Origin of the sequence: Kitasatospora sp. NPDC127060 (genome assembly GCF_042724935.1) — a bacterium.
Taxonomy (GTDB): domain Bacteria; phylum Actinomycetota; class Actinomycetes; order Streptomycetales; family Streptomycetaceae; genus Kitasatospora.
This window is the reverse complement of the sequence record NZ_JBHXEG010000032.1, coordinates 31524-49076: the sequence shown is the minus strand read 5'-3', so window position 1 is coordinate 49076 and position 17553 is coordinate 31524. Positions and strand designations below refer to the sequence as shown.

Below are 17553 nucleotides of genomic sequence, written 5' to 3'. Positions count from 1 at the left end.
CGCTGCTGCCCAGCACGCCGAGCACGCCCAGCAGAATCAAGCCCGAAGCACACCTCTCAGGATGACGGCGGCGGGTCGCCCGCTGAGGTGAGCTTGCTCTTGCAAGGACCGATCGGTTTCGCGATAGTGCTCGTGCTCGACTCCGCAGGGGGACTTCAGGTGCCCACTGCCCATCAGTCTTTCAACGGAAGGCGGGTGCGAGGTGAACACCGGTGCAGTTGTCCGGCCAGGGCTTCACGGCCGGATCGTCGCGATGTTGGGTCTGCTGGCCCTGCTGGCAAGCGTGCTCGTCGTGTCGGCTGCAACTCCCGCGCGGGCCGACGGCTTCTACTGCGGGCACGCGGTCCTGGGGGCCATCGAGCAGAGGTACATCCAGATGGGCGGCTCGGGCGGGCCGCTCGGATGCCCCCTCACGGACGAGTTGGTCAACCCCGACGGGTTCGGCCGACGAACGCAGTTCGAACACGGGACGATCTACTGGTCGCCGAACACTGGTGCTTGGCCGGTGTGGGGAGCCATCGGCGACTGGTGGTGCAGCCAGGGGTGCGAGGCGGGATGGGCGGGCTATCCCACTTCCTACGAGTACACGGTAGGCGCCGAGATCCGTCAGAACTTCCACTGCGCGGTCGTCCACTTCCAGGACCTCGGCGGAGGAGCGTCGAGGACTTGGGGAGACAACATCTGTGCTTGACCTTCGAAACGACTGAAGCCACAGACCGGCCAGCCCCGGTGACCGTCGGGGCACCGGGTCGGTGGTGACCTGACGGCGGGCCCGGATGGTGCTGCTGTCCGCCCAGCCATGCCCGTGGCGAAGATCGGCGGCCGACCAGGACTTGAGTACCCGTACTCAAGACGAAGCCGGGGATCAGCGCGAGGATGGCCGGATGCCAACGTGGATAGTCGACGTTCTCGTGGCCGTCGTCCTGACCACCGTGGAGGCGACGGCACTGGTCATCACCGCCTTCGCCCTCGGAATCAAACAGTGGGCCGCCGACAAGGGAGGCCACGGGATCACACCGGGGCTGAAACTGACCGTCCGCGCCGTGTCAGTGGCGTCCCTGGTGCTGCCCTTGGCCTGCGCCTACGGGCTGTTTCTCCTGCACCTACCGATCGCGGCGACCGCCCAACTGCTGCTGGCCGCGGCCGTCCCGTTCCTCCACCCCATCCTGACGGGTGTGAACCGACTCCGGGAACGCCTCACCCACCACCGGCACGAACGCCCACCGCGCTGACACACCCGGAACCGCCACCAGGACGAGAGCGCCGGGAGGGCCGGCCCCGACAACCGCCGCCGCCCCGGCAGGAACCCGGAACCACGGCCCACTCCGCGGATCCCGGCGCGGCCGGACCGGGCAGGGCCGAAAACCGCGCATGCGTGGCCACCTGGACCGAGCCCGTCGGCTCGGGACCGACGACCGTACGTCAAGGGTGAGCAACGCCCCCGGACCAGGCCGTGCCGGTGTTCTCGGCCCGTTTCCGGGTCAGGGCCGGCTGGGGCGCGGTTCGTCCTCGCCGAACAGGTCGCGCAGGAAGCGCTCGGGCCGGTTCACGAAGGCGCGGGTCAGCGCGACGGGTTCGGCTTGGTCGTATCCCACCTGCTCGATGGTGCCGTCGGCTTCGAGCTGCAGGATCCGGGCGCCGGGGAGGGCAAGCAAGATCGGCGAGTGCGTCGCGATCACGAACTGGCTTCCCTGGGTCAGGAGTTCGCGCATCCTGACCATCAGGGCCAGGCAGCCCTGCACGGAGAGCGCCGCCTCCGGCTCGTCGAGGACGTAGAGACCGTTCGGCCCGAAACGGTGGAGCGCGAGGTCCAGGAACGACTGGCCGTGGGAGCGTTCGTGCGGGGAGCGGCCTCCGTAGGCGGGCAGCAGCGGGGTCGGACCTTCGCGGTCCAGGCGTTCGATCTCGGTGGCGACGTTGTAGAAGCTCTCCGCCCGCAGGAAGTACCCGGTGCGCGGGCGCCGGTTCCAGCTCAGCACCAGGTGCTCCCCCAGGACGGACTCGCTGGAGCGGGTGGCGAAGCGGAACGACTTCGACCCACCCTCGGCGTTGAACCCGGCGGCCGTGGCGATCGCCTCGATGAGGGTGGACTTGCCCGAGCCGTTGTCGCCGACCAGGAACGTCACCCCGGGCGCGAACTCGATCCGCCCCGACCCGGCGAGGCGGGCAACCACGGGCAGGTCGAACGGGTAGCCGCCGGCCTCAGGGCCCGGCTCGACCCGGACGTGACGCAGGAACCCCGGGGAGAAGACACTCATCGAACGATCGTAGGCTGGAGAAGGACGCGCTCGCCTGGCCGTCCAGCCAGATCGAGGCCGGCTGGCACTACTGGGGGCGGCGCGCGATGCGCTCCTGAGCGACGCCCCCGCCCATTTCACCGCCGGCCGCTCGAAGTCACCGGGGTCCCGGTGGTCGGCCCACCCGGCGGCTTCCCGCCAGACCAGTGGGCCGCCGACGCCGAGCCGCGGCCGCCGCCCCAAGATCCCAGGGCGGCGGCCGTCCGCATCCCCCGAACCTGTACCAGGCCGGTGCCGGCGGCGAAGGACAGTCCCCGCCCCCTTTGACCGGCCGTCTCCCAGGTCTACAAGACCGTCCCGCCGAGACCGACGGCGCGGAAGGCGGTGGCTCAGTCGAACCGGATGTGCTTGACCCCTGTCCAGGCCCGGCGGAGGCGCCCTCGTAGTGCGCTTTCGGTGTTCGGGGTGAGCGTCAGTCCCGAAGAGGCGGCGATGCGGTCGGCGACCTGCGGAATCGTGAGGCGGTCGGTCCACAGGTGCTCGGCGAACTCGGCCTCGCGCAGGCGCTCCAGACACACGTCGAGTTTCGACAGGGCGAAGCTTTCCCGGCGCAAAGGAGCGTCTTTCCCGGCGACGAACTGCACGGCATGCCCGAAGCCACGCTCGCGCAGCCGTTGCAGCACCGTCCCGCGCTCGGCCAGCAACGCGAAGTGCCGGACGTCATGGCCACGCTCCCGCAGCCGACCGACGGTCTCGCGGAAGTACGCCGGCTCCACGACCGTCATCGGCGCGATCACCACACCGTCGTGCTCGGCGAGAGCACGGTCCAGCACCTCGTAAACACCCTGCCGCCAAGCGGGAAGGTCCTGGAAGTCCCCGCGCAGTGGCGGGGGCGTCATCCGATGAAGACCGAAACCTACGTGCTCGGGGTCGCAGATGACACTGCCAGCAAGCCGCCGTTGGATCTCGTGCGCGGTCTGCGTCTTGCCACCGCCGAAAGGGCCGTTGATCCACAAGAGCATGCACAGACCCTACTGCGCTGATGCGGCAACGGAGCCGGGTCCTCCCGGGCTGGGACTGTCAGGGACCGCACCCGGGAGGACCGGGGACAGCCTCCGGCTACGGGCGGACACCTCGTGTCGCCATGGGCGACAGCTTGCCCCCCCGCACGCCACGGCCATGCGCGCCACGACACGGGGACCCGCGACAACCCGCCTTGCCGCGCGAAGGCGCAGCGGTGCCGTGGCCGGGGCCGTGCCCGGTGGTCCCGGCAAGGGATGGGCAAGCCCTCGGGCAGGTGGGGCAAGCCCTGGGGCGGGTCGGCCGGGCGGCTGTCCGTGCCGGCCGACCCGAAGGGGGCGGTGCCTGGGCCGCCCGGAACCGTGGGGGATGTACGGGCCGGGCAGCAGTGCGAGGAAGGCGGTCCGCAACGCGCCATCCACGGGCATCAAGCCGGTGGATCCCGACTCAGCGCACAGGCAGGGGGGTTCTGCCGGTGCCTGTATCACCAGGGTCTCCCAGACGTCGAAAACGCCTGTCAACCTGGTCGAGTTGAGTCGAAAGCGCCGACGAAACTCCCTGGACACGCACTGCGGCTCTACCCCATCAGTCTCATCAGCTGCGCCGGAGTGCGGCCGTGTCGGCGCACGGTTGCACGGCGGAAGGGACGGAGATCAATGGCGAACGCCCAATTCACCACTCGCGCAGGACTTTTCGATCTGAGTGGGAAGTGTGCCCTTGTCACTGGCGGCACCAAGGGCATCGGGATGATGATCGCGCGCGGCCTTCTCCAGGCGGGCGCCCGCGTCGTCATCAGCTCACGCAAGGCAGACGCGTGCGCGGAGGCACAGCATCTACTGTCCGGATTCGGCGACGTTCAGGCAATTCCCGCCGACCTGTCCAGGCACGACGAATGTCAGCGCCTCGCTGATCTCGTCAAGGTCGACTCGAAACGCCTGGACATCCTTGTCAACAACGCGGGGGCGATGTGGCGCGAGCCGCTGGCGACGTTCCCGGACGAGGCCTGGGACACAGTGATCGACCTCAACCTCAAGTCGCCGTTCTGGCTGGTGCAGGCGCTGCTTCCCGCACTTCGCAGGGCGGGCACCGCCGATGATCCCGCGCGGATCATCAACATCGGCAGTATCGCCGCCATCCACGTCGCCGAGTCGCCCAACTACTCGTACGCAAGCAGCAAAGCGGCACTCCATCAACTCACCCGGGTGCTTGCCAGGGAGCTGGGCCCCCAGCACGTCACGGTGAACGCGGTAGCACCGGGAGTGTTCCCCTCACGGATGACGGCGTCCACGCTCGATGCCATCGGCGACACGATCGCGGCGGCGGCCCCTCTGCGCCGGCTCGGCCGCGACGACGACATGGCGGGTATCGCCGTGTTCCTCGCCAGCCGGGCCGGGTCCTACCTCACGGGCACCGTCATCCCGGTGGACGGCGGCATCGCGACGACCGCGACGGGTACCCCCTGAGCTGCGGGACGGGCTTACGGTGAGGGAATGGCCACGATGGATCTACGCACCGAGATTCGGGAGTTTCTCAGCTCGCGTCGCGCCCGCATCGCACCCGAGCAGGCGGGCCTGCCCGCTTACGGCGGCAACCGTCGGGTGAAAGGTCTGCGCCGCGAGGAGGTGGCGCTACTGGCGGGGGTGTCGGTCGACTACTACGTGCGCATGGAGCGCGGCAGCCTCGCCGGTGCCTCCGACGGCGTGCTCGACGCATTGGCCTCTGCCTTGCAACTCGACGAGGCCGAGCACGACCACCTGTTCCACCTCGCGCGCCGATCCGGGGCGCCCAGCGGCCCACGCCGACGCAGGTCGGCCTTGACGGTGCGCTCGACACTGCAGCAGGTTCTCGATGCGATCTCAAATGCGCCGGCCTGGATCTGTAACGGCCGTTATGACGTGCTCGCCGCGAATCAACTAGCCCGCGCGCTGTTCTCGCCGGTGCTCGCCGACCCGCGACGGCCGGCGAACACGGCGCGGTTCGTCTATCTGGACTCCGCGGCGGCCAGGGACTTCTTCGTCGACTACAACCAAGTTGCCGGTGACGCGGCCGCGAAGCTACGCATGGAAGCCGGCCGCAATCCGCACGACGAGGAGCTGATCGCCCTCGTCGGCGAACTGTCAACGCGCAGTGAGCTGTTCCGGCAGCGGTGGGCGTCTCAGGACGTGCGGCTGCACCGGTCCGGACGCAAGCGGGTGAACCACCCGGTCGTGGGCCGGCTCGACCTGGACGTCGAGTCCCTGGAACTACCCGCCGAACCCGGCCTGCACCTCACCGTCTACACCGCAGCGGCGGGCACGCCGACCGCTGACAATCTGGCGCTCCTGGCATTGTGGGCGGTCCCCCGACCGACGCTGAGGTCCGAGCTCGAAGGACACAACGGATAGTCCGACCGATGAGCTCGTCCCCCTGCGGGGAGGCGAGCTCCTTGGCTTCTCCCCCCGAGCCGTTGCCCGGCGGGGAGAGGTGCCCGGTGCCCGAGGGACGCGTCCGCTCAGTCCTCGTCGACGTCCGTGCCGATCGCCGCCGGAACCGCCCCGGCGGAGGCCTGCTCCACCGCGACGTGCGGGTGCGCCCGGGAGCGGCAGACCCGGGGGGCCGCGTCCTTCATCCCCAGCAGCCTGAAGTAGTTCTGTCCCAGCGCGATGTCCCGGAAGGCCTCGTCACCAAGCGACCGGTTGATCCGGCTGGTGACCTCCAACTCCTGCTCGTACACCGAGTAGTCCTTGGCCCGCGACGCCACGAAGTCCGTCCCGGTGATCGCCCGGGTCGGGTGCCGGTCGAGGAAGGCCGCGTACTTCTCCCGGTAGCCGGGCTGGCTGAAGTACAGGTCCTCCAGGACGCGCCAGCTCAGGTCCACGGTCAGGTTGGGGTGGGCGTCGAGCAGCCGCTCCAGGATGCGGATGTGCTCGTCGGGGTCCATGTGGGCCAGTTCCTTCGAGAGCCCCATGTGCGCCCATACGATCTTGTTGTCGGGGTACTGCGCGAGGATCTCCTCCATCAGGTGGAGGTACTTGGTCGGCTCCGCGTCGTTGCCGAGGTCCGAGTGGAAGGTGATCGGGAGCCCGCGCTCACGGTACACGTTCATGAACGGGGCCCAGTTCGGGATGTCCTCACTGGTGGCGGGCTCGGCCAGGTTCGGGAACAGGGCCTGCTTGACGACGTTGACCTCGCCGGCCCACCGGAACATCCCCGGGAACTCGTGGTCAAGGAGCGCGACCCCGTCGGGCACGGTCTCCGGGTGGTGCAGGTCCATGAAGGTCATGGAGAGGGTGAGATTCGGATCCTCGGGCCGGTTCTCCCGGAGGCTCTCGGCGTTGACGAAGTCGTTGCGCAGCCGTGGCCGTACGGGCGTGCCGGGGCAGTCGAGGTAGTACGCGCAGTCGGAGTCGGCCGGCAGGACCTGCCCGATGCCGAAGATGTTCGCGTAGTGGACGCCACTCTTGTGCAGGTAGTCGGTGACCTCCTCGAAGGGGATCGCCCGACCTCCGAACGGACGGAAGTGCAGGTGGCTGTCGACCACCGAGGTGTAGGGCGACTTGGCCCGGTCGAAGCAGGCCCGGGCCGCCGCCAGGGCGTCACCCGCCCCGGCCGGAGAGACGACGACCGCCGCCGCGGCCGCGCTGACGGCCACGGCGGTGAGCCGCCTGCTGATCCGACGGTTTCTCCTCATGCGCTACCTCCACGTAGTGTCGCCGATGCCACACAGCAGAGTGAGCGGACGGACCGTCAGATCGCGCTGTCCAGGAGGGTGTCGACACCTCCCACCGCTCGAACGGGCTCAGCCGGCGGGCCGGGTCGGTGGGCATCGCGGTTCCCGGCTGCCGTCGGCCACCGGAACCTCTCGGTCACTCGGCCTACGGCCGCGACAAGCGGCTCCTGCCGCTGCGGAGCGTGGTGTACAGCCCCATGCAGTACGGCCGGCTGCACCTGCTCGGGGACGCGGTGCACATCGTCCCGCCGATGAGCGCGAAGGGCATCAACCTGGCCCCTCCACGACACCGAGGTGTTCGCCCGCGCCGTCATCCGCCGCTACCGGGACGGCGACCCGGCCGCGCTCGCCGACTACTCGCGGACCTGCCTGCGCCACGTCTGGAACTACCAGGCCTTCGCGGTCTGGCTCACCGAGATGATGCACAACGCCGGGGACACCTCGTACGAGGGCGAGTTCCGCCGACGGATCGCCCGGGCGGACCTGGAGCGCCTGCTCGACTCGCCGACGGCCAAGCGGCTGTACGACGAGTTCACCGCGGGCGTGAACTAGACCGCGTGCCCGGCACGGGCCGCCGGGACTGACATGCCGATCGCCCGGCCGCGGGCCCGCTCGACCTGGCGCCCGCGGGCGGGGCGGGGTCAGAACCAGTCCGTGCAGGAGACGCCGCCGTAGCTGTCCACGACGTCGCATGCCCGGGACTTGATGTCGGCGTCGTTCACCATGCGCGTGTAGTACGGCCCGGAGCCATTGGCCGGAACGTGCAGAGCGTTGAAGTCGGGAGCGGAAGAGGAGTCGTTCCAGATCGAGATGGTGTCGCCCACCCCGTTCATGCCGGACGCACGGCGGGCCCAGGCGGCCCGGCAGGAGGGGCTGTAGCGCAGTTCGACGCCGAACGACGAGGTCTGGATCGTCCGGGCGTCGTCGGCGCAGGTCGTGGCGGCGGGGTTGAGCCCGCTGCAGCTGCTGGCGTAGCAGCTCGTCGCGGCGAACGCGGGCGAGGCGCCCGCGCCCAGCAGCAGGCCGGTCACGGCTATGGCCATGGCGGCACCGGTGCTCGCGATACGGCGGGTCGTCAGGCGCATGGAGGGACTCCTTCGGGGAAACGTCGTGCGGGATCCGCGACGCAGAGTGTCGCGTCCGGGGCCCGTCCGTGTCACCGGCTGCACGTCCCCGCCCGTCCCGGGACGCCCACCTGCATCCCGGGGACGCTGTCCCGTCCCATCTGAGTCGGCAGCCGATGCTCCGCTGACCCGTAGGGCTGCTGATGCGGAAGCCCACGTGCCGTGGCGATGCGCGCGACCGCCCTGGGGCTGCCGGGCCGGTGCGGGTCGGCTCGGCGGCGACGCCCCTGTATGGATTGTCATGGCGTGTGCGGGTTGCGCCACGGGCCTGTAACAGGCGCTGACGTGTGCGGACGGCCGGTGCGAGGATCGCCGTGTCAGCGGGAGGCCGCCTCGGGAAGGGGCGGGGCCGCCCGCGCCGCCACCGTTCCGGTGAGACGGCGTCGCGAGTGAAAGAGGAACAACATGCTTATCAAGAACGCTCGTTGGGGACTTTCTGCTGCGGTGCTCGTCGTCGCGGGGCTGGCGCTGACGGCGTGCGGACCCGAAGACGTGACCTCCTCGGACACACCCTCCGCCACCAGCGCGCCGGTTGCCACGAGTTCCGCGCACGCCAGCGGCAAGCCCACCGCCACCGCGTCCGTGACGAGCGGTCAGGGTTCCTCCTCGGCTTCCGGTGGGAGCGGCGGGTCCGACGACGGCCACCAGAAGACGCTCGTGGGCAAGTTGAGCTACCTCGCGCCCGGCAAGCTGATGGTCAAGCCCGACAGCGGCGGCACCGATCAGGCGTTCATGGTCAGCAACGCCACCAAGGTCCTCGGCGCGGCCGCGATCTGCTCCCGCGACGGCAGCACCGTGACCATGGACGGCCAGGGCTACGGCACCACGAGGTGCACCGCCGACCAGTTGGAGACGGCCGCGAAGACCGGCGCCGTCACCGTCCGCGTCACCTTGGACTCCTCGTTGGGCGTCGCCCAGACCGTCGCCGAGAAGTACCACCCGTAAACAGGGCGAGTTCGTGGTGGCCGCCGGCGGGGCTGCACGGCGCGGGCAGGAGCAGCGGGCGGCGGTGCGCAGGCGTTCAGCCGACACGGGACTCCCTGCGGTCGGGTGGCCGGGTCACGGCAACGTGATCCGGCTACCCGACCGCAACCCCCTTGTTCAGCTGACGTCGAAGTCGTTCTCGTCCCACTCGAAGTCGTCCGGTCGGTCCAAAGCCGCCGTAGGGGCCGCCCGTTGAAGTGGTCGGCGAGCGCCTCGCCGATCATCCGCCGTACCTCGTCCTCGTCCTGCGCTGGGGCCGGAGCGGCGGCCTGCTCCCCGGTCAGGGGTCGCGCGAGCGACCGGGGCTCGCCCAGGGGCGGGCCCCGGTCGCTCGCGCGGGGCGGTGCGGGTCAGCTGGTGGGCATCAGGACGGTGTCGACGATGTACACGGTGGCGTTGGCGGTCTGGACGTTGCCGCACAGCACCTTGGCGTTGGAGTTGACGGTGAAGTCGGGGGCGGTGCCGGTGACGGTGAGGTCGCTGGTCTCAAGTGTCCTGTGGGCGCCGGTGAGGGCGGTGGGGGCCAGGCGCTGGGGAACGACGTGGTAGGTGAGGATCTTGGTGAGCTTGTCCTTGTCGGCGAGGACGGCGTCGAGGTCCTTCTTCGGGATCTTGGCGAAGGCGTCGTTGGTGGGCGCGAAGACGGTGATGTTCTGCGCGGAGTTGAGGGTGTCGACGAGGCCTGCCTGCTTGACGGCGGTCACCAGGGTGGACAGCAGCGGGTTGTTGGAGGCGGCGGTGGCGACAGGGTCCTTGGCCATGCCCGCGAAGGAGCCCGCGCCGTCCTTGGGCACGGCGGCGCAGGCGGTGCCGAACGGCTGGTCGCTCACGGCGGCGCCGGAAGCCGCGCCGTCGCCGGCGGACGCGGAGGTCGCGGAGGTCGCGGGGGTGGCGGTGGTGGCGGGGGCCTTGGAAGCGGAGGACGTCGTGGAGCCGCTGCTGCTGCAGGCGGCCAGGCTGACCGCGAGCGCGGTGGCGGTGAGGAGCGCGGCGACGGTGTTGCGGCGGCGGGTGGTGACGGACATGGGAAGGGATCTCCTTGTGAGGTGAGCCGGCCGCCCTCGTGGGCGGGCCGCGCCGGGCGCTTTGCCCGGCGTTGGGGGTGGATGAGGGGTTCAGGTGACGGTGACGACGGTGCTGTGCCAGCCGGTGGCGCCCGCCGGGTAGGGGGCGGCGCGGTTCTCGGTCTGGGCGGCGCCGGTGGCGTCGGTGGCGCGGACCTCGATGCGGTGGGTGCCGGGGGCGGCCCCGGTCCAGGTGTGGGACCACTGCCGCCACAGATCGGGTCCGGCGTCGGCGGCGAGCAACGTCTCCTGCCAGGGGCCGCCGTCGACGCGGACCTCGACAGCGGCGATACCGCGGTGGGTCGCCCACGCGGTGCCGGCCAGGGTGACATCCCCGGCCGCGACGCGGGCGAACGGCGCCGGAATCTCGATGCGTGAGGCGGTGCGCACGGTGCCGGTGCGGTCCCAGCCGCGGCGGACCCAGTACGGGTCGTAGGCGGCGAATGTGGTGACGTCCAGGTCGACGAGCCACTTGGTGGCGGAGGTGTAGCCGTAGAAGCCGGGGATGACGCTGCGGCAGGGGAAGCCGTGGGCGACGGGAAGCGCTTCGCCGTTCATCGCGACGGCGAGCAGTGCGCGGCGTCCGTCGAGCACGGATTCCAGTGGAGTGCCGATGGTCATGCCGTCCTGGGAGCGTCCGACGAGCTGGTCCGCGCCGGGGCGCACGCCGGCTCGGCGCAGCAGGGCGGGCAGGGAGGCGCCGAGCCAGCGGGTGGTGCCGACGTAGGGGCCGCCCACCTCGTTGGACACGCAGGACAGTGTGTGGTCCAGCTCCTCCAGCGGTTCGCGCAGCAGGTCGTCGAAGGTGATCAGAAGGGGGTGGTCGACCAGGCCCCGGATGCGCAGGGTCCAGCGCCGGGGGTCGATACGGGGCAGGGTGAGGGCGGTGTCGACGCGGTAGAAGTCCGCGTTGGGGGTGACGAACGGGGACAGGCCCGGCGCGTGCGGGTGGACCGCGGTGGGCAGCGGTGGCAGTGGCTGGACGGCCGGGGGGATGCGGACGGCGGCCCGGGTGGCGCCGATGTCGTACCGGTCATCGGACAGCCTGCGGCCGACGACACCGGCGAGGGCTCCGAAGGCGATCGTCCCGCCGGTGGCGACCAAGACGGCTCGTCGGCTCGTGCCCCTCGGCTCGGCGGCCTGCTCTCCAGCCCCGGGGTCCTGCTCCGGTGCCTCACCGGCTGCGGCCGGATGCGTCGCCGCCGTGTGGGCGGATCGCAGCAGGTGCGCGAGGGTGTGCACGGCGAAGGCGCCTGCCAGGCCTGCGACCAGGGCGGGCGCGGCGTCCGCGGGGCCGGAGGCGGGACGGGAGAGGGCGGCCCAGGCACCGAGGAGGCCGAAGGCTGGGAAAACGCCCGCGCCGAGGAGCGGGCGGCGTCCTGCCAGCAGGCCGGCGAGCGCGGCGAGCAGGACCATCGTCAGGTAGATCCCGCCGAGCAGCACCGGTTTGTCATCGGTGCCGAACGTGCGGACGGCGTACTCCTTGAGCGGAGTAGGCGTCAGGTCGATGGCCGCGGAGCCGACCGCGATGACCGGCGCGGTGTCCGGACCGGTGAAGACGGCGACCAGTTCCCCGGCGCCCAGCGCGGCTGCGGCTGCCGCCCACCCGGTCGCGGCGGCCGCGCCGGCCCGCATCAGCCGGTCCGGGCCGGCGCCGGAACGTCCGGGGGGCTGGGTTGCATCGTTGCTCACACCCCGCATTCGGCACACCTGCGGTCCCGGATGGGTGGCGGTTCGGCGGATGTCGATGTGCCGCACAAAAGCGCCGGGCCGGACTGCACCCGGCAGGCCGCCACCCTCCGGCCGACCGTGGCCGACCGGTCCGAAGACGTGGGGAGTGAGGGTTCGACGCCGTCATGGTCGTTCCCCTCGGGCCGGGTGCCGCACGAATTCGACGGGCTCTCCGCCCGGGCGGCAACCCGCCTGCGCTCGGGTGTCACGAACCCCGGCCGGGTGGCGCCGGAGGTCGAGCGGTGCCGCCGTACGGCCCGGCGGCACCGCGTGCCGGTGCCCGTGCGCCGCCGGTGCGGACGGGCACCGGTTCTGACGGTCGGTCGGGAGGACCGCACAGGGCCGGGCCGGTGTCTCCTCCGGTGGTCAGGGAGGTGCCGATCGGACCGTGGGCGGGCAGGCCGTCGGCGGTGCTGACGGCCCGATCGCCGTGGTGGAAGGTGGCGGCGTCGGCGGCGGGGCACTCGCCGCTGCCCTTGATGTGAATGTGCGTGACGTGCGGAACACCGTTGAGCAGCCCGCCGGGGTTCACGGTGATCCGGGCGGGGTCGTCACTGTTCGGCACGACGGGCGCCGGGCCCGGCGGGACCGGGCAGCGGGCGGGACCAATCCGGCCCCCCGCGCGCTCCGAACAAGACGTGTCAGCCAGCTTCGTCCACTTCGCTGGGGCGCCGCTCCGGTCATGGCCATGGAGGCATGTGATGTCCGCCGTCCGCCCGCTGGGTTCCTCGCCCGCCCGCCGTATCGCCGGCGTGGCGGGATGAGCGCCGTCGTCCGCCTGTCCGGTCCCGGGCGGCCGGGCCCTGACTTGAAGGAACTCCTCACCCAGGTGGCCCGCGGCGACCGGGAGGCCTTCTCCCGGCTCTACGACTCCGTCGCCGCGCCGGTGCTCGGCTTGGTGCGCCGGGTCCTGCGCGACCCGGCGCAGTCCGAGGAAGTCGCGCAGGAGGTGCTGCTGGAGGTGTGGCGCACCGCCGCCCGCTACCGGGCTGATCGCGGTGAGGTGATGCCCTGGGTGCTGACCATCGCCCACCGTCGAGCGGTGGACCGCGTGCGCTCCGCTCAGGCCGCCGCCGACCGCGACCAGCGCGCGGCCGCGGCGTCCCACACTCCGGCGTTCGACGAGGTCGCCGAACAGGTGGAAGGCCGGCTCGAGCGCGAACAGGTCCGCAGGTGCATGAAGACGCTCACCGAGCTACAGCGCGAGGCGTTGACACTGGCCTACTACCGCGGTTACACCTACCCGCAGGTCGCCGATGTCCTCGGCGCACCGCTGGGCACGATCAAGACCCGTATGCGCGACGCACTGATCCGTCTGCGCGACTGCCTGGGGGTGGGAGCATGAGCGCCGCCGATCTGCACACCCTGACCGGTGCCTACGCCGCGCACGCCCTCGATCCGGACGAGAGCGCCGAGTTCGAACGGCACCTGGCCAGTTGTGCGGCCTGCGCCCAGGAGGTCACGGAGTTCGCCGCGACCCTGGCACGGCTCGGCGGGACCGAGGCCGTGCTTCCGCCGCCGGCTCTCAAGGCCCGGGTGATGGCGGCGCTGCCCGCTCTGCGCCAGGACCCGCCGCGCACCGCACCCGCTCAGGGGCGCCGTAGCGGTCGGCTCGCCAAGGGCTGGGCGAAACTCGCCCTCGCGGCCTGCCTGGCACTGGCGGTCGGCGCCGGCGGTGTGGCCGTGCAGCAGCGACGGGAGGCGGAGCAGGCCCGGGCCCGTGTCGCTGCGCTCCAGCAGCAGCAGGGCCGCTTCGCCGGGCTGCTGACCGCACCCGACGCCCGCACTGCCAGTGCGGCCGCCGTCGGCGGGGGCGGCGTGGGCACGGTGGTGTGGTCACACAGCCGTGGCCAGGCCGGGTTCCTCGCCTCCGGAATGCCCGCACCCGCCGCCGGCACCACCTACGAACTGTGGTTCAACGATGCCGGAACGATGCGCCCGGCCGGGTTGCTGCCCACGGGTGACGGCGTCCTGCTGCTCACCGGAGCGCTGGACGGCGCGAGCGGTATCGGGGTGACCGTCGAACCGGCGGGCGGCTCAGCGCACCCCACCACGGCGCCGGTCATGCTGCTGCACTTCACCTGATCCCAGCCGTTGTCCCGGCCGGGCCCCCCGCCGGCCGGGACAACGCGGTTCGTACTGAGCCGTTTCCGTCATCCGCGGGGGCGCCGGGTTGTGACGTCCCGGGAGATACCCTGCGGTAGCCCATGGCCGGGCCGCGAGCCGGCGGCCGACGACAGCCCGAGGAGAAGCCTTGTCCGCCGACCGATCCGCCCGCCTGCTCAGCGCGCTGCTGCTGGGAGCGGGAGCGGCGCACTTCGCGGCGCCCCGTTCGTTCGACGCCATCGTCCCGCGCGCCCTTCCCGGCGATCCGCGGACCTGGACGCACCTCAGCGGGCTGGCGGAGCTGGCGGTCGGCGCGGCCGTGGCCTGCCCGCGCACCCGGCGCGCCGGCGCGCTCGGTGCAGCGACGCTGTTCGCCGCGGTCTTCCCCGCCAACGTGAAGATGGCTTGCGACTGGCGCACCCGGCCCGCACCGCAGCGCGCCGCCGCCCTCGCCCGCCTACCGTTGCAGGCACCGCTGATCCTGTGGGCGCTTCGAGTCGCCCAGGGCTGACCGGCTGACCGGCGCGACGGCGGGCCGACGTCGATTCCGTGGGGTTCCCCTGCCCCCTGGGGCACGGTTCGCGGTCGCCGGGATCGCCGGGTGGCCGTGCCGGCGGTGGGAGGCCTACGCGTACCGGTGCGCGGGATACGACCGCTGCGGGAGGCCGCGGACGAAGTCCAGGAGTGTTCGTCGCCGCCCTCGCTGTTCCTGGCGCAGCACATCGAAGTGACCTGGCACCGACACCTCGGGCCGGTCCGCTGCCCGCTCGGGGTCCGGGCGCGGACCGGCCCGTCCACTGTGTGCGGGCGGGCACCGCGGTGCCGTCCGGGTTGGTACGGGCGGTGTCAGGGGGTGTCCCCCTGCCGGTCCCAGCACGCGGGTCCGACTGTCGCGGGCTTCTCGTCGACACCGGGCTCGTCGACACCGGGCAGGTCGACGGCGGCGGCTTCGCCTCGGTCGTGTTCCACGGCGATGAGCACTACCTCGACCTCCACTGGAACGGGCCCGTTCCCGCCAGGGTCACCGAGGCCGTCGACGCCTGGCGCACCCGCACCCGCACCCGCGAGGCGATGCGCCACGACCCGCCGGCCCCGTGGGTCAGAGGCGCAGCAGGGCGCGGGCGTTCGCCGATCCGATGCGGTGCCTGACCTCCGGCGGGAGGGTGGTCCGTTCCAGGGCGGCTACTGCGGCCCCGGTCTTCTCGTAGGGGTAGTCGACGGCGAAGAGCACTGCCTCCGGGCCGAGTACGTGCACCAGGGCCTCGACCGCGGCCGGCGAGAGCACGCCGCTGGTGGTGGCCAGCACGTTGCTGCCGAAGTACTGGGACGGGCTGCGCAGCAGCGGCGTCGGGACGCTCAGCGTGGCGTACCGGGAGTCGAACCGGGACAGCTGGAACGGCAGGAACTCCCCCGCGTGGCCGAGGATCATCCGGGCCTCCGGGTGGCGGTCGAAGACCCCGGAGAGCACGATCCGCATGGCGTGCCCGCCTGTCGTCGCCTGCCAGCTCCACAGCGCGCCGTTCATCTCGGGGTGCCCGGACAGCACGTGCCAGGAGTCGGCGGGTGGCATGCCCGGGTGCAGGTAGAGCGGGACGCCGAGTTCGACCAGGGCGGTCCAGAGGGCGTCGAAGGCGGGGTCGTCGAGGTACCTGCCCTGGACGTGGTCGTTGACCAGGGCGCCCTTGAAGCCGAGTTCCCCGACCGCGCGCCGGAGTTCGGCGACCGCGGCGGCCGGGTCCTGCAGCGGGAGGGCCGCGAAGGCGGCGAACCGGTCGGGGTGCGCCGCGACGATCGCGGCCAAGGAGTCGTTGACGTAGCGGGCGTTGGCCACCGCGCGCGCCGGGTCCGGGTCCGCCTCGATTCCGGGGACGGTCAGCGACAGGACCTGCACGGCGATGCCGTTGGCGTCCATGTCGGGCAGCCGCAGTTCGGTGACGTCGGGCAGCCGCCGGGTCACGTCGGCGACGAAGGCGGGGTCCACGCCGTCCGGCACCGGGAACGGGGGGCGGCGCTCGGCGAGGCCCGGGATCGCGATGGCCTCCTCGATCGCGATGTAGCCCGCCATCACGCGCCCGCCGTCGGGACGAGGATGCCGGCTCCGGCGGTGGGCAGCTCGGCCTCGTCCAGCATGAGCGCGGCGACGGTGGCGCGGGAGGCGTGCGGCGGCAGCAGCGGCTTGGGGTACTGCGCCAGGGGAACGTTGCGGCGGGTCGCGCTGAGCTCGCCGACCCACAGGTCGGGCGCGTGGAAGACGGTGGCGCCGCCGGCCAGCACGATCGTGTCGGCCTCGCCCTTCTCCGCCAGCTCCTTACCGACGAACATCCTCATCACGCCCTGGTAGATCCCGCCGCCGGCACCGGTCGAGGCGCCCGAGCCGAGCGCCCCGAGCCAGAGCGTGCGGACCGGCAGGCCCGCCAGCAGCCGCGCGCCGGCGAGCAGGGTGCCCGGGCCGTCGCCCTTGCTGATGCCGAGCGCGGAGACGAGCACGTCCACGTCGCCGAGCTCCGGGAACTCCTGCGGCCTGGTCACGTCCGCCCGCCGGACCTCGACCCCGCCGCGCGCGGGCGGGTCGTACTGCTGCGGACTGCGGACGAGGGCGACGACCTGGTGGCCCCGGTCGAGTGCTTGTTCCACCACCAGGCGGCCGACCCGCCCGGTCGCGCCGAGGACTGCGATGCGCATGACGACTCCGTAACTGAACAGGTGTTGGTTACTTGAGTGAACAGGTGTTGGTTAAGGGTTGTCAAGGCCGGCCCGGGCGCTCCACGGCACTGCGCCGCGCTCGACCGCGGTCCGCCGCGCCGGAGCGGGGCGGCCGCGCCGGACCGGGACGGCCGCGCGACGCCGAAAGGTAAAGTGATCTTCCGTCGCCGACAGGGAGGATCCGGGAATGGGCGGTGAGGAGGCCCCGCGCCGCCGACGCAACCCCCGTGGGCAGGGGCAGGTGCTCAGGGCCGAGCTCGTCGCGGCCGCCGCCCACCTGCTGGCCACCCTCGACCAGCCGGAGACGCTGACCCTGCGGCAGGTCGCCCGCGAGGTCGGGGTCGCGCCCGCCAGCATCTACAGCCACTTCCCCGACCTCGGCTCGCTGGTCCAGCACGTACTGCGCCTGCGCTACGCCGAACTCGCCCGCCTGATGGACGAGGCCGCGGCACCGGCCGCCGACCCCCTCGACGACCTGGCCGGCCGCTGCGCCGCCTACGTGCGCTGGGGTGTCGAGCACCCCGGCGAGTACCGCACGCTCTTCGGTGGCCGGATGCCCGCCGACCCCGCCCTCCTCCAGGACCACGGCGCCGGCGAGGCCCTGCTGGGCTCCGTCATCGCCTCCCTCGCCGCCGTCCGGCAGCACGGCGGCGAGCGGTCCGCCCCTGCCCGGCAGTGGCAGGACGGGTTGCTGCTCTGGACGGCACTGCACGGCCTGGTCGTGCTCTACAACGACCACGGCGAGCTGCCCTGGCCGCCGCTCGACGCGCTGATCGCCGACGTGCTCGGCCTGCACGCCGGCCGTCCCGCCGAGGAGGTCGCGGCCCGCCTCGCGGCGCAGTGAGCCCCGGCCCCCGGCCTCCAAGCCGGAGAAG

General features: G+C 72.0%; 19 protein-coding genes. 10 read left to right on the top strand and 9 right to left on the bottom strand.

The genetic code is table 11. From position 1 onward, the window contains the following. The first annotated feature begins 202 nt into the window (after window positions 1-202). Entirely contained in the window at window positions 203-691 is a 489-nt protein-coding gene (locus tag ACFWIS_RS19435) for an LGFP repeat-containing protein (RefSeq protein WP_380458072.1), read from the top strand. 193 nt (window positions 692-884) lie between these two features. Then, window positions 885-1232 (top strand): hypothetical protein, encoded by a 348-nt coding sequence (locus ACFWIS_RS19430; RefSeq protein ID WP_380458074.1) that lies wholly within the window; start codon window positions 885-887, stop codon window positions 1230-1232. Window positions 1233-1481: 249 nt separating this feature from the next. Here ACFWIS_RS19430 and ACFWIS_RS19425 read toward each other — a convergent pair whose 3' ends face one another. Further along, window positions 1482-2258 (bottom strand): AAA family ATPase, encoded by a 777-nt coding sequence (locus ACFWIS_RS19425; protein WP_380458078.1) that lies wholly within the window; start codon window positions 2256-2258, stop codon window positions 1482-1484. Between the two features lie 368 nt (window positions 2259-2626). Beyond that, window positions 2627-3259, bottom strand: a complete 633-nt coding sequence (locus tag ACFWIS_RS19420) for an AAA family ATPase (RefSeq protein ID WP_380458080.1) — start codon at window positions 3257-3259, stop codon at window positions 2627-2629. Between the two features lie 654 nt (window positions 3260-3913). Here ACFWIS_RS19420 and ACFWIS_RS19415 point away from each other — a divergent pair. Beyond that, window positions 3914-4720: an SDR family oxidoreductase gene (locus ACFWIS_RS19415; protein WP_380458082.1), complete on the top strand. Its 807-nt coding sequence runs from the start codon at window positions 3914-3916 to the stop codon at window positions 4718-4720. Between the two features lie 27 nt (window positions 4721-4747). Beyond that, entirely contained in the window at window positions 4748-5641 is an 894-nt protein-coding gene (locus ACFWIS_RS19410; protein WP_380458084.1) for a helix-turn-helix transcriptional regulator, read from the top strand. Between the two features lie 107 nt (window positions 5642-5748). Here the strand turns inward: ACFWIS_RS19410 and ACFWIS_RS19405 are convergent, their stop codons facing one another. Then, window positions 5749-6927 (bottom strand): amidohydrolase family protein, encoded by a 1179-nt coding sequence (locus tag ACFWIS_RS19405; protein WP_380458086.1) that lies wholly within the window; start codon window positions 6925-6927, stop codon window positions 5749-5751. 333 nt (window positions 6928-7260) lie between these two features. On the opposite strand from ACFWIS_RS19405, the gene ACFWIS_RS19400 reads away from it, so the two are divergent. Then, on the top strand, window positions 7261-7518 hold the full coding sequence (locus ACFWIS_RS19400) for a hypothetical protein (protein ID WP_380458122.1): 258 nt from the start codon (window positions 7261-7263) through the stop codon (window positions 7516-7518). A gap of 89 nt (window positions 7519-7607) precedes the next feature. On the opposite strand, the gene ACFWIS_RS19395 is transcribed toward ACFWIS_RS19400, so the two are convergent. Further along, window positions 7608-8051 carry a DUF2690 domain-containing protein gene (locus tag ACFWIS_RS19395; RefSeq protein ID WP_380458088.1) on the bottom strand — a complete coding sequence of 148 codons (444 nt, stop codon included), beginning with the start codon at window positions 8049-8051 and terminating at the stop codon, window positions 7608-7610. Window positions 8052-8747: 696 nt separating this feature from the next. Between ACFWIS_RS19395 and ACFWIS_RS19390 the strand changes: the two genes are divergently transcribed. After that, window positions 8748-9035 carry a hypothetical protein gene (locus tag ACFWIS_RS19390; RefSeq protein ID WP_380458090.1) on the top strand — a complete coding sequence of 96 codons (288 nt, stop codon included), beginning with the start codon at window positions 8748-8750 and terminating at the stop codon, window positions 9033-9035. 389 nt (window positions 9036-9424) lie between these two features. Here the strand turns inward: ACFWIS_RS19390 and ACFWIS_RS19385 are convergent, their stop codons facing one another. From ACFWIS_RS19385 to ACFWIS_RS19375, 3 genes are all read right to left on the bottom strand, one after another. After that, entirely contained in the window at window positions 9425-10099 is a 675-nt protein-coding gene (locus tag ACFWIS_RS19385) for a fasciclin domain-containing protein (RefSeq protein WP_380458092.1), read from the bottom strand. A gap of 90 nt (window positions 10100-10189) precedes the next feature. Next, on the bottom strand, window positions 10190-11773 hold the full coding sequence (locus tag ACFWIS_RS19380; protein WP_380458119.1) for a molybdopterin-dependent oxidoreductase: 1584 nt from the start codon (window positions 11771-11773) through the stop codon (window positions 10190-10192). 301 nt (window positions 11774-12074) lie between these two features. Beyond that, window positions 12075-12434, bottom strand: coding sequence for a hypothetical protein (locus tag ACFWIS_RS19375; protein WP_380458093.1), 360 nt, complete (start codon window positions 12432-12434; stop codon window positions 12075-12077). Between the two features lie 195 nt (window positions 12435-12629). On the opposite strand from ACFWIS_RS19375, the gene sigK reads away from it, so the two are divergent. The 3 genes from sigK to ACFWIS_RS19360 all read left to right on the top strand — a co-directional run bounded on the left by sigK (window position 12630) and on the right by ACFWIS_RS19360 (window position 14486). Then, window positions 12630-13214: an ECF RNA polymerase sigma factor SigK gene (gene sigK / locus ACFWIS_RS19370; RefSeq protein ID WP_380458094.1), complete on the top strand. Its 585-nt coding sequence runs from the start codon at window positions 12630-12632 to the stop codon at window positions 13212-13214. Continuing rightward, window positions 13211-13954 carry an anti-sigma factor domain-containing protein gene (locus tag ACFWIS_RS19365; protein WP_380458095.1) on the top strand — a complete coding sequence of 248 codons (744 nt, stop codon included), beginning with the start codon at window positions 13211-13213 and terminating at the stop codon, window positions 13952-13954. The genes sigK and ACFWIS_RS19365 overlap by 4 nt, the downstream gene beginning before the upstream one ends. Window positions 13955-14123: 169 nt before the next feature. Continuing rightward, complete coding sequence (locus ACFWIS_RS19360) at window positions 14124-14486, top strand: hypothetical protein (protein WP_380458096.1); 363 nt, start codon at window positions 14124-14126, stop codon at window positions 14484-14486. A 588-nt stretch (window positions 14487-15074) separates the two neighbouring features. Here the strand turns inward: ACFWIS_RS19360 and ACFWIS_RS19355 are convergent. Together ACFWIS_RS19355 and ACFWIS_RS19350 are read right to left on the bottom strand one after the other, a co-directional pair. Continuing rightward, window positions 15075-16040: an amidohydrolase family protein gene (locus ACFWIS_RS19355; RefSeq protein ID WP_380458097.1), complete on the bottom strand. Its 966-nt coding sequence runs from the start codon at window positions 16038-16040 to the stop codon at window positions 15075-15077. Next, window positions 16040-16657, bottom strand: coding sequence for an NAD(P)-dependent oxidoreductase (locus ACFWIS_RS19350; RefSeq protein ID WP_380458098.1), 618 nt, complete (start codon window positions 16655-16657; stop codon window positions 16040-16042). The genes ACFWIS_RS19355 and ACFWIS_RS19350 overlap by 1 nt, the downstream gene beginning before the upstream one ends. Before the next feature lie 208 nt (window positions 16658-16865). Between ACFWIS_RS19350 and ACFWIS_RS19345 the strand changes: the two genes are divergently transcribed. Beyond that, complete coding sequence (locus ACFWIS_RS19345) at window positions 16866-17522, top strand: WHG domain-containing protein (protein WP_380458100.1); 657 nt, start codon at window positions 16866-16868, stop codon at window positions 17520-17522. The last annotated feature ends 31 nt before the right edge of the window (window positions 17523-17553 follow it).

Excerpts from the sequence above, each read along its gene's own strand:
- ACFWIS_RS19365 (WP_380458095.1), top strand. The coding sequence starts at position 13,211 with ATGAGCGCCGCCGATCTGCACACCCTGACCGGTGCCTACGCCGCGCAC.
- ACFWIS_RS19385 (WP_380458092.1), bottom strand. The coding sequence starts at position 10,099 with ATGTCCGTCACCACCCGCCGCCGCAACACCGTCGCCGCGCTCCTCACC.
- ACFWIS_RS19415 (WP_380458082.1), top strand. The coding sequence starts at position 3,914 with ATGGCGAACGCCCAATTCACCACTCGCGCAGGACTTTTCGATCTGAGT.
- ACFWIS_RS19420 (WP_380458080.1), bottom strand. The coding sequence starts at position 3,259 with ATGCTCTTGTGGATCAACGGCCCTTTCGGCGGTGGCAAGACGCAGACC.
- ACFWIS_RS19350 (WP_380458098.1), bottom strand. The coding sequence starts at position 16,657 with ATGCGCATCGCAGTCCTCGGCGCGACCGGGCGGGTCGGCCGCCTGGTG.
- ACFWIS_RS19405 (WP_380458086.1), bottom strand. The coding sequence starts at position 6,927 with ATGAGGAGAAACCGTCGGATCAGCAGGCGGCTCACCGCCGTGGCCGTC.
- sigK (WP_380458094.1), top strand. The coding sequence starts at position 12,630 with ATGAGCGCCGTCGTCCGCCTGTCCGGTCCCGGGCGGCCGGGCCCTGAC.
- ACFWIS_RS19425 (WP_380458078.1), bottom strand. The coding sequence starts at position 2,258 with ATGAGTGTCTTCTCCCCGGGGTTCCTGCGTCACGTCCGGGTCGAGCCG.
- ACFWIS_RS19345 (WP_380458100.1), top strand. The coding sequence starts at position 16,866 with ATGGGCGGTGAGGAGGCCCCGCGCCGCCGACGCAACCCCCGTGGGCAG.
- ACFWIS_RS19430 (WP_380458074.1), top strand. The coding sequence starts at position 885 with ATGCCAACGTGGATAGTCGACGTTCTCGTGGCCGTCGTCCTGACCACC.
- ACFWIS_RS19395 (WP_380458088.1), bottom strand. The coding sequence starts at position 8,051 with ATGCGCCTGACGACCCGCCGTATCGCGAGCACCGGTGCCGCCATGGCC.
- ACFWIS_RS19410 (WP_380458084.1), top strand. The coding sequence starts at position 4,748 with ATGGCCACGATGGATCTACGCACCGAGATTCGGGAGTTTCTCAGCTCG.
- ACFWIS_RS19380 (WP_380458119.1), bottom strand. The coding sequence starts at position 11,773 with ATGCGGGCCGGCGCGGCCGCCGCGACCGGGTGGGCGGCAGCCGCAGCC.
- ACFWIS_RS19355 (WP_380458097.1), bottom strand. The coding sequence starts at position 16,040 with ATGGCGGGCTACATCGCGATCGAGGAGGCCATCGCGATCCCGGGCCTC.